This window comes from Okeania sp. SIO2F4 (assembly GCF_010672385.1).
In the GTDB taxonomy this organism is placed as follows: domain Bacteria; phylum Cyanobacteriota; class Cyanobacteriia; order Cyanobacteriales; family Microcoleaceae; genus Trichodesmium.
This window is the reverse complement of sequence record NZ_JAAHGT010000167.1, coordinates 1-13,431: the sequence shown is the minus strand read 5'-3', so window position 1 is coordinate 13,431 and position 13,431 is coordinate 1. Positions and strand designations below refer to the sequence as shown.

Genomic DNA, 13,431 nt, shown 5'->3' with positions numbered 1-13,431 from the left:
TGGATAGGGGATAAAATAAAAAAAAATCCTTTTAGTCAATCCTATCCGTTTTAAGAAGAGGTAATTATTAATTGTTAATTGTTAATTGCTGAATCCCCCTCTCCCCACCCTCCCACAAGGTTTTCAGGAGTTCCTTATAAGGGATAGGTTAAAAAGGGGGGATATAAATCAAAATTCATATAGCAATCCGCGCATAGGTTGCGGGTAATTAAAAAGTAGATAAAAAACCTGAAACTCTTACCTGTTGCCTGTTCCCAGTTAAGTATTCCCTAAAAAGCAGTAATATTTTTGACACGAATAAAATAGGATTGCTATACTTTTCAAACATCCTCTAAATATTAGAATTAAATTTTTGGTTACAATTAATTTGAGATTTTTTTTATGAATCAACTTAACTTAAATAATTACAAACAAGAAATAGCAGACTTATATACTAGAAGAAGCGAGAGATATGATAATAGTCATTGGCACTGGAGAATTGCGAATCATTTAGTTGAATATGGACAAGTAAGTCCAGGTCAACAAATTTTAGATATTGCTACAGGAACTGGTCATTGTGCTATTGCAGCAGCTCAATTAATGGGTGAAACAGGAAAAGTAATTGGGATTGATATTGCACCTGGAATGATTATTCAAGCTCAAAATAAAGCTAAAACTCTCAGTCTAAATAATCTAGAATTTTTACTAGCTGATGCTGAAAATATTGATTTTCCAGAAAATCATTTTGATCGAATTTTTTGTGCATCTGCATTTATTTGGATGTCCGATCTAGTTAAGTCTCTGCTTCTTTGGCGTAAATTTCTCAAACCAGGAGGTATTCTGGGAATTCAAGCTTTTGCTGAAACTGCTTTTGTTGGTGGAGTTATTACACAAAAAATTCTGGAAAAATATGGTATTTCATATTTGATGAGTCAACCAACTGGAACGGTTGAAAAATGTCAATACCTGCTTGAAAAAGCGAATTTTGAGTTAATTGAAATTCAAGTGGAACAAGATGGTAATTATATTAGTTTAGAGGAAGCACAAAAGATGTGGGCTGGAACTTCTCATCCTGCACCAGGGCAGTACCCTCATCCTTTATCAAAGCTTTCCACAGAGCAATTGAAACAAGCTAAACTAGAGTTTGAAAATGAATTAAAAGTGTTACAAACTGACCAAGGTATCTGGAATGATATAACGACTTTCTACATATATGGTCGCAAACCAATAAACCTCTTGCAAAATTTTTAATTAAACCAATTCAAGAAGTCTAATCAACAATTTTATCCCCCCTATTCCCTCCATACCTATTCCCTCCATACCTATTCCCTGACTTCAGAGCAATTGAAACAAGCTAAACTAGAGTTTGAAAATGAATTAAAAGTGTTACAAACTGACCAAGGTATCTGGAATGATATAACGACTTTCTACATATACGGTCGCAAACCAATAAACCTTTTGTAAAATTTTTAATTAAACCAATTCAAGAAGTCTAATCAACAATTTTATCCCCCCTATTCCCTCCATACCTATTCCCTATTCCCTGAATAATGATCTAACGACTTTCTACATATATGGTCGCAAACGAATAAACCTCTTACAAAATTTTTAATTAAACCAATTCAAGAAGTCTAATCAACAATTTTATCCCCCCTATTCCCTCCATACCTATTCCCTGACTTCTGCAAGAAGTATAATAATTTAGATTTAGGAAGGAAATTGATATGACTCAAAATACAAATCTCAAAATCTCGGCAATTAGAGGTTCATTTCTAGATTTTATTACTGACCCGTTTTATTACCCAGAGTTAGAAACTGTTCGGTATATCAATGATGGTTTAATGATTATTTCTGGAGGCATAATTCAAGAACTAGATACCTACGATAAATTAAAGTATAAATATCCGGAAATTCCTGTTACTTCTTATCCAGGAATGCTAATTTTACCGGGATTTATTGATATTCATATCCATTATCCGCAAACAGAAATAATTGCCTCCTCTAGTACACAACTTTTAGAATGGTTAGATAAATATACTTTCCCAGCAGAAGGAAAATTTCAAGACAAAAACTATGCTCAAAAAATAGCATCATTTTTTCTTGACCAACTCTTACAAAATGGTACGACAACTCCCTTAGTTTTAACTACAGTTTATCCTCAGTCAGTCGATGCTTTGTTTGAAGAAGCAGAACTACGAAATATGCGGATTATTGCTGGCAAAATGCTCATGGATCGGAATGCTCCAGATTATTTACTGGATACTCCAGAAACTGGTTATCAAGATAGCAAAAGTTTGATTAAAAAATGGCATGGTAAAGGGAGACTTCTATATGCTATTACTCCCAGATTTGCTATTACTTCTACATCAGAACAATTACATCTAGCTGGAGTTCTGAAACAAGAATTTCCAGATGTTTATGTACATACTCATTTATCCGAACAGCAGTCGGAAATTGAAAAAGTTTCTCAAATTTTTCCCAACAGCAAAGACTATTTAGATGTTTATGAAAAGTTTGGCTTAGTAACCGATAAATCAATTTTTGCTCACTGTATTTATCTGAGCGATTCTGAATTTGAAAGACTTTCACAAGCTGGTTCAACTATTGCATTTTGCCCGACCTCAAATCTATTTTTAGGAAGTGGTTTATTCCCACTAAACAGAGCAAAATCTGAAAATAATCCAGTCAAAGTTGGTTTAGGTACAGATGTGGGAGGTGGTACTAGCTTTTCCATATTTCAAACAATGAATGATGCTTATAAAATTTCTCAACTACAGGGGCAAAGTTTATCCTCTTTGAAAGCTTTTTATCTAGCTACTTTAGGAGGAGCAATATCTCTATCTCTGGAAGATAAAGTTGGGAATTTTGAGGTAGGAAAAGAAGCAGATTTAGTTGTTATAGATACAAAGGTAACTCCATTGTTAAAATTGCGGAATGCTCGAAATAATCCTGATTCATTAACTGATATTGTTGATGAGCTATTTACTCTGATGATATTAGGTAATGAACAGGCAGTTAAAGCTACTTATGTAGCGGGAAATTTAGTTTATGAAAATTAAGAGGGAAGAGAATAGGAAATAGTTGCAAGTGTTAATTTTTCTGCATTTTTCCAGCCTGGTAGTGAGGGAAAATCCCAAAAAGTGAATAAAAATTTAGTATTTTGAGGATTCTATATTTATTCAGCAAGCTCTAACTATTCAACCGGACATGATATTATACCAATTCCCAAAAGCATTGCTATACTTAGATGGCACTTCAGTTATTAAGTAATTAACACATATCTAATCACCATGCTTGCTAATAATAGCCCAGTTAATGTTTATTATTCTTATGTTGTAGGGACGTTGCATGCAACTTCCCTACCTCCCAACACTCCCAACACTCCCAACACTTCCCCACATTTGGCAGATATAGCATTCTTTTTGAGAAATGGTATTATTTGGTAGAACCCTACTCCCTAGTCTCAAGAATATGATTCAAACTATTCAATCCCAAGAAGTAAGTCTGCGTTATCTATCAGATAACTTTGGCTTAAAATTAGTCAGAGATGAACAATTTTTTCGAGAATGGCAAGATGATTTGCCAGAGATTAGTGACTTGGAAAAAGAACTACTAAATCAAGTTCAGGAAGGATATTTTAACTTATTAGAATATCCACCTTTTTTAGAAGATATTGTCAGAATGGCAATAGTCGATCCGATTTTGTTTATTGGTAAATTTTTTCTTTATCCTTATCATATTCGTTCTGAACAATCTATTAATCTAGAACTGGCAGATAAAGAAGTAATTATTAGAGGTCGAATAGATACTCTTGTTCTGAAAGAAAATCTATGGGTAATGATTATTGAATCAAAAAGAGCCGAGTTTTCCATAGAATATGGTCTGGCTCAACTATTAACTTATCTCTTAGCTAGTCCCCATGTTGAACATCCTAATTATGGTTTAATTGTTACAGGTGGTAGTTTCATTTTTGTTAAGCTAGTCAAAACAGAAATTCCTCAATATGCGACATCAAAAATGTTAGCTATTCGTAATCCTGGTAATGAACTTTTTGATGTACTCCGCATCCTTAAACGTTTAAGTGAAATAGCTAATCAAGAATATATTCATTAATGGATAATGGATAATTGATAATTGATAATTACCTCTGGTTAAAACCATCAGATTGAATATAAGGAATATTTTCTTTGTTTTCCTCTATCCAAGGGGAGGCTTTAAACCAGAAGTATTTAATTATTAATTATTAATTATTAATTTTTCGGTAATCTTCATTAATTGATAATAGATAATTACCTCAAGAAAAACCGCGAGGGAATTGAATATAAGGAAATATCTTAGCACTTTTCTCAAGGGGAGATTGGATATGGGGTACTTCTGAGCTGCTCTGCATTCTTCGGGAAACCTCGCCATCTAAAGACCGCTTTTTCTCTTGAAATAGAAGGCTTTATACCTTTATTTTTCGGTAAATGATTTGTGAAAAAAACTGTATAAGTTTGGTATCTAAACCAAAGTGAAAATGGGGTTTGGTCTCCAAACCCCTACTATAAAATAGTACAACAAAGTATGGACGTTGCATGCAACATCCATACAGGGTTATCATTTTTTTAATGTGGTTCATTTGTTTATCAAAATAATTGGGTTTATAGCGCTACTCATTCAGGTATTTGACATTTCTAAATCATGAAACCCTTTGACAGTTTACTATTCCCGATTCCCGATTCCCGATTCCCGATTCAAGTAGCGCTATAAAACCCCGCCTTTTAAGGCGAAATATTTTTGGAGCAGGGATTAAATCCCCGTTACAAAAATAACTTCTGACTTCTGAATTCTGACTTCGTTAATTCTCTTTTTCTCCCCACATTCCCCTACTCCCTACTCCCTATTCCCTATTCCCTACTCCCTGACTAAAAGGTAAATCTTCATTAATTCTATCCATTTCTAACTGCTCCATTTCATTCACTTGCCCAATGTAAGATAAAAATATTTTTGACAAACGATTATGATAAAATCTGTGCATACTATGGTTAGGTGTGGCGGGAAAACCACGGCGTTTTTTATGTCGCCCTCCAGCACCAGGGTCAAAACTATTAATACCATGTTCGATCGCCCATTCTATCGGTGCATAATAACAAGCATCAAAATGTAAACAGTCTATTTCATAACTACTACCCCAATAACGACCGTAAAGGCGATCGCCCTTAGTAATACAAAATGACATTCCTACTGGGAAGCGATCGTCTTCTTCACTATAACCTGCCACAAATAATACCCGATGGCGAAAGTCGTGATGTAACTGTTCAAAAAATCGCTTCGTCAAATATTTACTCCCCCACCAACCAAACTTATCGCAGGTACTCTCGTAAAAAGTATACATCTTAGAAAACAACGCTTTTGGTATCTCATCCCCAGTGAGAGTCTGCATTTGCAAACCTGCTTTTCCTACTGCTTTGCGTTCCCGCTTAATATTACGACGTTGGTTAGCATTAAATACCTTCAGGTAGTCGTCAAAAGTTTGATAACCATGATTTTGCCAGATGTAACTATGATGGAGCCAATTATTAAAACCATTACGTTTGATAATGGGGTGCCATTCTGGATCGACATACAGAAAATGACATCCAGAAATATTGTGGCGATCGCAGAAATGGTCAATCTCACTGACCATCATACCCGTTATTTCGTCCTCATCTTCCCCAGGAGCAATCAAAAATCTATACCCCTCAGCAGGAGTAAAGGGCGACATTCCCAATAACTTCGGGTAATATTCAATACCCAAGCGATAGGAAACTTCGGCCCATTGATGGTCAAAGACAAATTCACCTTGACTGTGCCCCTTAACATATAGTGGTGCTGCTGCTATAAGTTGTCTATCTCGCCATACTGTTAAATGTTGCGGTAGCCATCCACTTCTACCACCTACACTACCAGATTTTTCCATGTTGTGGAGCCAATCCCATTCTAGAAAGGGAGTTTTGAGGGGTTGGGCCAAGGTATCCCATTCTTGTTTGGGGACTTCTGCAATTTTACCAATCCAGGCTAGAGAATATTGAGGTTTAGGCTGTTGGATCATTTTTTACTCTCATCGGCATACTCAGATATCTAAGGTAATCTATTATTTGCTGAGTTGACTTTATGAAGTCAGAAGTCAGAAGTCAGAAGTCAAAAGTTATTTTAACTTCCCTGACGGGAAGTCCCGCGCTCTCCGGTGGGGGAGCGACGCAATTGGAAAGCCAGGGCAAAGATTCGGATACCTTCATAAGCTGTTCATATGCCCTTGAGAAGCTAGGTACATTTTGTTATTATCAATCTCAACACAGGGGGAGGACATCACCTCTGTCTAAACAGCGGTCAGGGCTTCCCAGACTGAAGAATTCCGTGTTTTCCCGTAAGGGCAAGGTCGGGAGTATGTCAAATAGCACTCAACGGTCAACGGTCAGAATTACAGCAGTTTTCCTGCACGGTACAGTAGGGGCGATTTCCTGCGGAATGCTGCTAATTACGCGAATCGCCCCTACAGGTTTTTGGTTGTGACGTTAGGTCATCAATCTGAAAAGCGCTGTAGGATTTTTTTACCAGGACTTACGCATTTCTGAGTCTTAAACACTATGTATCTATAACGTTATAGTTTTTGAACGCTATATAACGCTATATATAGTGTCTCTGCGTAATTCCTGTTTACATTAAAAAAAAATGCTAGAAGATTTTCTTATCTGCAATTCCGTTACGGTTTTAACCATTATTAATTATCCATGGCTTTGTTGCATGAAAGTAGCGATAGAACATCCGTTCCGCTTTTTGGTTGTCCCCGACATGAAAGGTGAACCTAGTGGCAGCTATATCACCCTCTTTCTATAGATTGATGTTTTATTCATCTGTTGGACAATAGTTAATAGCCTCAAAGCATTTACAGGTAAAAGTTTCAGCCTTTTTATATCAAAGATTGATGTTTTATTCATCTGTTGGACAATAGTTAATAGCCTCAAAGCATTTACAGGTAAAAGTTTCAGCCTTTTTATATCAAAGATTGATGTTAATTTCATCTATTGGACAATAGTTATAGAAGTATGAAGTACATATGCTTGGATCTTGTGCGGTAGCTATATGTTTTCATACAACAAAGCCATTATCCATTATTAATTAATGAAAGACCACAACAAAACCCGATTATTTCCAGAATCAGCAATAATAGCAATATTCCCGCAAACAGAAATCCCATACGGCCAACATAAACTTTGGCGAGTCGGATACAAACTCAAAGCATTTTCAGCCTTACTTTTAAAATCAGGTTGACCAGTCAATGCTACCGCCGGAGTTCCCATTCCCACAACATCCTGCCAACCCAACAACCGAGAATTAGCAGTATCAGCAACAATCAACCATTCACCAACCGCAGTCACACCATAAGGCATACTCAGACTAACAGCAGAAGGAAAATAAACCCCCTGATTTAACTGTACAGTATCAAATTGAGATTGACCAACAACCACATAACAAGGTTGATTATTCTCAGTGGGGATACCATCCCAAATCATCACCCGGTTATTGCCAGCATCTGTTACAACCAAACGTTCTCCCCAAAAAGTAATAGCATGAGGCCAACGCATACTCGCTGCCGTTGCCTCACCGCCACCATTTTCATCCCGACAATTCATATCTGCTTGCCCCAAAACCAGATCGGCAAGTTGCCCGTTAATCTCTGGTAAATTTTCCCACATCAATACCCGACGGTTGCCCGTATCAGCTACCCAGAGTTTACCTTGATGACAGATAACACCATAAGGCCAGTGCATTCGGTCAGCAGCGGTTTCCGACTTGCCTCGGTTGGGTTCATTTCCAGAAAAATCTGCTTGACCTAAAACGATATCCGCAGGAACATTATTATCTTCTGGTAGTTGTTTCCAAATTAACACTCGATGATTCCAAGCATCTGCCACCGCCAACCCTTCCCCATAAGCACAAATACCAGTGGGAACGCTAACGGTTGCTGCTGTTGTTTGACCGTTGGCGTTTTGCCCCTCTTGAGAAAAGTCTGGTTGCCCGATCACCCAGTCTGCTGGTTGCCCGTCAGTTTCAGGGCGTTGTCGCCATCCCAATAACCGATGATGTCCGGTGTCAGCTACCCACAAAGGGCCTGTTTCCGAAATGAGGCAAGCGCCACGAGGTCCGAACATTGTCGTTGTACTGGGTTTGAGTGGTACAACTAAAGAATCAGAGGATGGTGCACCGAGAATAATTTCTGCACCGTTAGGGTTGAGAATATGTGGGTTTATTTCTGGGTTTTGATGGGGGTAGATTTTAGGTGATGCTTTCATGGAATTTTTAAGATTTTGAGTTTCAGGTTTCTTGATGGATTAGTATTCCATTATACAGCAATTCTGTATTATCAATAGACATCTCCAAAAATAAAAAATGAAATCAATTCAAGATATGAAATAAACAATTTCATTCCCTATTCCCTATTCCCTATTCCCTATTCCCTATTCCCTGACTTCTGCAAGAAGTCTAATGAAAAAAATCTTGAAAACGCATAATTTCTTTCACTCTTAATAGTTAAGTAGTAGGGTGCGTTACGCTGATGCTAACGCACCATTGAATATTGTCAGTCCATACTATAATGGTGCGTTACGACAGATTGTTAAATGCTTTTCACATTTTAGGTTATAGCTGTCTAACACACCCTACAAGTTTTGCTTTTTTGTCGTGCTATACCAATAAACAAAATTAAATTATTGATAACGAATAATTGCCTTCCTCCAGATGGTTAAGTAAGTAGAACAAATAAATTAGGAGTGAAACAGAAATGACTAAACAATCTTTTGAATATTTGGTTATAAATAATAGTGCCAAAGCTGGTTGGAAAATTGCTAAATTAAATGATAGACAGGCAATTCTTAAATTTAGTATGGATTCTGGAATAGAGCAAATACTTTATATCACTAAATATGATTCTCTTCTGAAATTTTCTGTTCCTAGTGCTGCTGTCTTTGATTCTTTAGAGGAGATTCCACATATTATTTCTAGTATTTTATTAACAAAAAATGCTGCATACAAACTGGGGGAATGGTGTGTGGAAAAAATTCAGGGTAAGATGGTTTATTCTATCATGCACAATGTGGATATGAACTTTGTTGATTCAGGTTATTTTGTGAATTTAGTCAGTTGTCTAGTTTCAGAATGTGATAAGTTTGATGTTTTTTTAGTAGAGTCAGAAGTAGGGTGTGCAAATCTAAATAGATTAACTGGTTAACCGTGAATAAAACAATCAGTATTTGCCCATTCTACTAGAACATCTAGACCAAAACTGTGGGTAAGTTTGAGCAACCCGGAAGACCTCTCCCCCGACCCCTCTCCTACAAGGAGAGGGGAGAGAGATATTCCCCCTTCCCTTGCAGGGAAGGGGGTTAGGGGGTTAGGTTTTTTTTACCCACAATTTTAGCCTAGACGCGCTACTACCTCTAATTAGTTTGACCAATCAATAAACTCGTAGGGACATTGTATGGAAAATCTCTGCAATATGAGCTACGAAATTTGAGATTTTGCCAAAACTGCATTTTTTTGCATCGAATTGTAGAAGTAATTACTAAAGGCACACAAGAGAATTTATGTGGCCTAATTTTTGCTTTTTTGTCCTAAAATTTTAGTAATGATATGATAAAAGCACCATTAAAAAGTCAACAGCAACACGCAATGAATCGAAAACCGGAAAACTTGATTCAGTTATTCAAGGACATCCTTAGTGATGAATCTGATACTCGCAATAGAGCCAGAAATAAGTTGTCAACATGGCTCTGACAACATCCGAAAATTGGTTTAGTAGTTAAGAATAGTTTTTCTCAGACTAATTTTGATGACTCAAATGAATTTTATGATAATTCCCTACAGGAAACATTCTTAAAGTTTGACAAAATTCTTACAAATTTTTGTAGGAGAAATCAAATTACTCTCGATCAACTAGATAATATTTATGATGATAAGCTTGGTAATCTATTCATTTGTTACTTTAATCGTTCTCACTACAATACAGCTTGCAATTTATATCGTCAATGGCAAAGCAAAAGTCAAGTTGATGGGCAGATTATTGTCAGTTTAGACCAACCGAAAAATGATGTTGATAGTCAAGAATATTCAACGGTGGGTGAGAAGATAAAAGACCATAAGAACTTAAACGATTTAGATAATTTTAACCTAGGCGATCTTTCTCAGGAAACTATAGATAAGTTACCTATTTTTGGTGGTTCTATAGATAAGTTGCGCAACTGTACTAAAAAAGTTGACTGCTGGGAATTTTTACTGTTGAAATGTCAAGGTTATACAGAAACAGAAATTGCTAATAAAATAGGTGTTAATCAATCTACTGTTAATCGAAATTGGAAGAATAAATGCCTCAAATGTATAGAGCAAATTATTGCAGAAAATAATATTGAATAATGAATAATGAAAACTATATCTAATTATCAATTAGATAAAATCTGGATAATTACTATATCCAAGTCATTGCGACTGGAACGGAGTGGAAGGAAGCAATCTCCGGCATCCCTGAGATTGCTTCCTATCGTCGCAATGACAACTGTTCAAATTATCAACTAAAATTTACTAACTTCAACTATGAATAACATCACCGAATCATTGATTTTTAGAATTCCGTTATCTCCAGAAAGTCATGCTATGGCTGAACAATTTGCCCAACAACAAATTAGCCAACAACGGGCAAAAGAAGTTTATCTAAATACTCTGGCAGTATATATCGGGCGAGATTTTCTCAATGGCTTAGATTTTGATACAAATTTAGAAAATGCTGACTGTTTTAATCCTGTTTGGCGGATGGCTGAGGATGTGGCAGATGTAATTATTCCCGATTTGGGAGTAATAGAATTTCGGCGGGTTTTACCAGGAGAAAGAAGTTTTTTAATTCCTGAATTTGTCAGAGAAAATCGACTGGTTTATGTGGCAGTTGGTTTTGATGAATCTTTGGATTTTGGGGATATTTTAGGATTTATTTGTTTGAGCGATTTAACTGAATCTGATGGTTATGTTTCTCTGGAAATGTTACAACCTGCTGAAAATTTATTGGATTATTTAATGCAGTTAGAAGCGGGTAGAGATTTTTTGCTTAGTGATGACCCTTTAGCTGTGGAATTTCGGAATGTTGTGGAGGCGGAAACCCAGGAAAAATCTTTGGGTTTGATGGCAGCAGCATTGGAGGCAATTTATCGTCAATCTCCTGATGATGGGGGTAACTGGCGCGGTAAAGGGGGAAAGGTATTGGCGGGTGAGTTGCCCGCCGTCGGTAAAGTTATGGAAGAAAGAATGGCTATTTCTACCAGAGATGAAGTAGGGGAACCTTTGGCAGAAATTAAGTCAGTGCCACGGACTACTCAAAAGTTGGCTAAACAACTTTTGGCGAAACTGAAAGAGATTTGGCAGGTGGAAGAAACCTAACCCCCCGACCCCCTTCCCTGCAAGGGAAGGGGGGGATATCTTTCTCCCCTCTCCTTGTAGGAGAGGGGTTGGGGGAGAGGTCTATGAATGTCCACAATTGTCATTGCGAGGGAGGAATCTTTGATATTAACTCTGCTATCGTACAGTTAATACCCCCCGAAGCAATCTCTTAAAGGCGATCGCTTTAATTATCAAAAATTAACGATTTAATAGAAGTAGGTTGGGTTGAGGTATCGTTAGTGCAGCTTATCCGCAGGATAAACCCAACTCAAGTAAACTAAGGAAACCCTTGTTGTTGGGTTGCGCTGTCGCTTAACCCAACCTACTACTAATTTTCCAGTAAGCGATCGCCTCTCTCGAGTTCTCCCCTTTCCAAGGGGGGTTAGGGGGGATAAACCAAGCGATCGCCTCTATCTAGAGGTTTTAATTGCAGCAAGGGAAAATCATCAATAACGATCGTATCAAACAAAAATACCATGAATGAACAAAAACAAAAAAGCAACAGTCCCGACAATATTGAAACTGCTACTTCTTGCTATCAAGCTGCTTTAAGAGTGTATACCGAATCTGCCTATCCGTTCTACTAAACCTACCCAAACTTACCCATACTGCAATTGCACGAGTTTTGGAGTTAGCTTCCTGCTTCACAGAAGACCACTGACCGCAGTCTGCGTACGGACGTTGCATGCAACGTCCCTTCTTCTCCACAGGCTTAAAATCGGTGGGAACTCCACCTACTGATAAGTGAGTGTAGTAAATTTTTTCTTAGCTGTCAAGTCCTCGCTTTCTAGGCGATCGCCTCTATCTAGAGGTTTTAATTGCAGCAAGATAAAACCATCAATAATGATCGTATCAAACTCACCCCTCCAGTCCCCCCCTTACCAAGGGGGGTTAGGGGGGATCGACAAACAAAAATACCATGAACGAACAACGTCTAACAGAATACGCACAACTCATTCAACAACTCCTAGAATGTCCGGAAGGCGAAGAGCTAGACATTCTCCAAAACCATCTACACCTAATAGATGCAGGATTAATCGCTGTAATGGAGCAATACGCCGAATATCTGGCAGAAGCAGGTCAAAAAAATAATGATCAATGGCTACTGAATATGGCTGAAAAACTAACAGAATGGTTAAATCAATCGCAAAATTCTGTCTCTGAGGAATCTTACAACACCCTACTGCAACAACTACTAGAAGCAGAATTAAAAGTTTACAAAGGTGAAGCAGACGAAAGTATTGTCTACCACATCCTAGACAACAACCGACACCTCCTCGACGAAAATCTTGCCCACATCCTACCAAAATACGCATCCGACCTCATCAACAAATTCCCCGAAGATACTGATATTATTGTTGCCTTAATCGAAAACCTGAGTCTTCATATTTATCAGTTTCCACGGGGCGACAGAAAAGCACAAATAGAAATAGCGATCGCTGGATATTTATTCACTCTCAGCCACCGTCAGGAAAACACGGAAGATTGGGCAATGACTCAAAACAATCTAGGTCTTGCCTACAGTTACAGAATCAGAGGCGACCGTGCTGAGAATTTGGAAAGTGCTATTGCTGGATATCATCTGGCATTGGAAGTTAGCACCAAAGAAGACTTCCCTATGAATTGGGCAAGGACTCAAAACAATCTAGGTCTTGCCTACAGTAACAGAATCAGAGGCGACCGTGCTGAGAATTTGGAAAGTGCTATTGCTGGATATCATCTGGCATTGGAAGTTTACACCAAAGAAGACTTCCCTATGGATTGGGCAACGACTCAAAACAATCTAGCCACTGCCTACAGTGACAGAATCAGAGGGGAGCGGGCACAGAATTTGGAAAATGCTATTGCTGCATATCATCTGGCTTTGGAAGTTCGTACCAAAGAAGACTTCCCTATGAATTGGGCAAGGACTCAAAACAATTTAGCCACTGCCTACAGTGACAGAATCAGAGGGGAGCGGGCACAGAATTTGGAAAATGCTATTGCTGCATATCATCTGGCATTGGAAGTTCA

12 protein-coding genes are annotated in these 13,431 nt (G+C 37.7%); 9 read left to right on the top strand and 3 right to left on the bottom strand.

Going from position 1 to position 13,431, the window contains the following annotated elements; genetic code table 11:
* Nucleotides 1-381: 381 nt before the first annotated feature.
* From F6K22_RS13160 to F6K22_RS13145, 4 genes are all read left to right on the top strand, one after another.
* Complete coding sequence (locus F6K22_RS13160) at nt 382-1,230, top strand: class I SAM-dependent methyltransferase (RefSeq protein ID WP_293098101.1); 849 nt, start codon at nt 382-384, stop codon at nt 1,228-1,230.
* Between the two features lie 473 nt (nt 1,231-1,703).
* Nucleotides 1,704-3,038, top strand: a complete 1,335-nt coding sequence (gene guaD / locus F6K22_RS13155) for a guanine deaminase (protein WP_293098097.1) — start codon at nt 1,704-1,706, stop codon at nt 3,036-3,038.
* Between the two features lie 231 nt (nt 3,039-3,269).
* Nucleotides 3,270-3,425 carry a hypothetical protein gene (locus F6K22_RS13150; RefSeq protein ID WP_293098094.1) on the top strand — a complete coding sequence of 52 codons (156 nt, stop codon included), beginning with the start codon at nt 3,270-3,272 and terminating at the stop codon, nt 3,423-3,425.
* On the top strand, nt 3,409-4,092 hold the full coding sequence (locus tag F6K22_RS13145) for a restriction endonuclease subunit R (protein WP_363273467.1): 684 nt from the start codon (nt 3,409-3,411) through the stop codon (nt 4,090-4,092). The genes F6K22_RS13150 and F6K22_RS13145 overlap by 17 nt, the downstream gene beginning before the upstream one ends.
* Nucleotides 4,093-4,858: 766 nt before the next feature.
* On the opposite strand, the gene F6K22_RS13140 is transcribed toward F6K22_RS13145, so the two are convergent.
* On the bottom strand, nt 4,859-6,049 hold the full coding sequence (locus F6K22_RS13140) for a GNAT family N-acetyltransferase (RefSeq protein ID WP_293098092.1): 1,191 nt from the start codon (nt 6,047-6,049) through the stop codon (nt 4,859-4,861).
* Nucleotides 6,050-6,384: 335 nt separating this feature from the next.
* On the opposite strand from F6K22_RS13140, the gene F6K22_RS13135 reads away from it, so the two are divergent.
* Nucleotides 6,385-6,510, top strand: coding sequence for a hypothetical protein (locus F6K22_RS13135; RefSeq protein ID WP_293098091.1), 126 nt, complete (start codon nt 6,385-6,387; stop codon nt 6,508-6,510).
* A gap of 602 nt (nt 6,511-7,112) precedes the next feature.
* Here F6K22_RS13135 and F6K22_RS13130 read toward each other — a convergent pair.
* Nucleotides 7,113-8,291: an NHL repeat-containing protein gene (locus tag F6K22_RS13130; RefSeq protein ID WP_293098089.1), complete on the bottom strand. Its 1,179-nt coding sequence runs from the start codon at nt 8,289-8,291 to the stop codon at nt 7,113-7,115.
* A gap of 488 nt (nt 8,292-8,779) precedes the next feature.
* Between F6K22_RS13130 and F6K22_RS13125 the strand changes: the two genes are divergently transcribed.
* The 3 genes from F6K22_RS13125 (at nt 8,780) to F6K22_RS13115 (ending at nt 11,418) form a co-directional block, all read left to right on the top strand.
* Nucleotides 8,780-9,226, top strand: a complete 447-nt coding sequence (locus F6K22_RS13125) for a hypothetical protein (RefSeq protein WP_293098087.1) — start codon at nt 8,780-8,782, stop codon at nt 9,224-9,226.
* An 884-nt stretch (nt 9,227-10,110) separates the two neighbouring features.
* Nucleotides 10,111-10,407, top strand: a complete 297-nt coding sequence (locus F6K22_RS13120) for a terminase gpP N-terminus-related DNA-binding protein (protein ID WP_293098084.1) — start codon at nt 10,111-10,113, stop codon at nt 10,405-10,407.
* 177 nt (nt 10,408-10,584) lie between these two features.
* Nucleotides 10,585-11,418 carry a DUF1822 family protein gene (locus F6K22_RS13115; RefSeq protein WP_293098082.1) on the top strand — a complete coding sequence of 278 codons (834 nt, stop codon included), beginning with the start codon at nt 10,585-10,587 and terminating at the stop codon, nt 11,416-11,418.
* Between the two features lie 525 nt (nt 11,419-11,943).
* Here the strand turns inward: F6K22_RS13115 and F6K22_RS13110 are convergent.
* Nucleotides 11,944-12,105 (bottom strand): hypothetical protein, encoded by a 162-nt coding sequence (locus tag F6K22_RS13110; RefSeq protein WP_293098080.1) that lies wholly within the window; start codon nt 12,103-12,105, stop codon nt 11,944-11,946.
* A 232-nt stretch (nt 12,106-12,337) separates the two neighbouring features.
* Here F6K22_RS13110 and F6K22_RS13105 point away from each other — a divergent pair.
* On the top strand, nt 12,338-13,431 hold a 1,094-nt coding region (locus F6K22_RS13105), incomplete at its 3' end, for a tetratricopeptide repeat protein (RefSeq protein ID WP_293098077.1).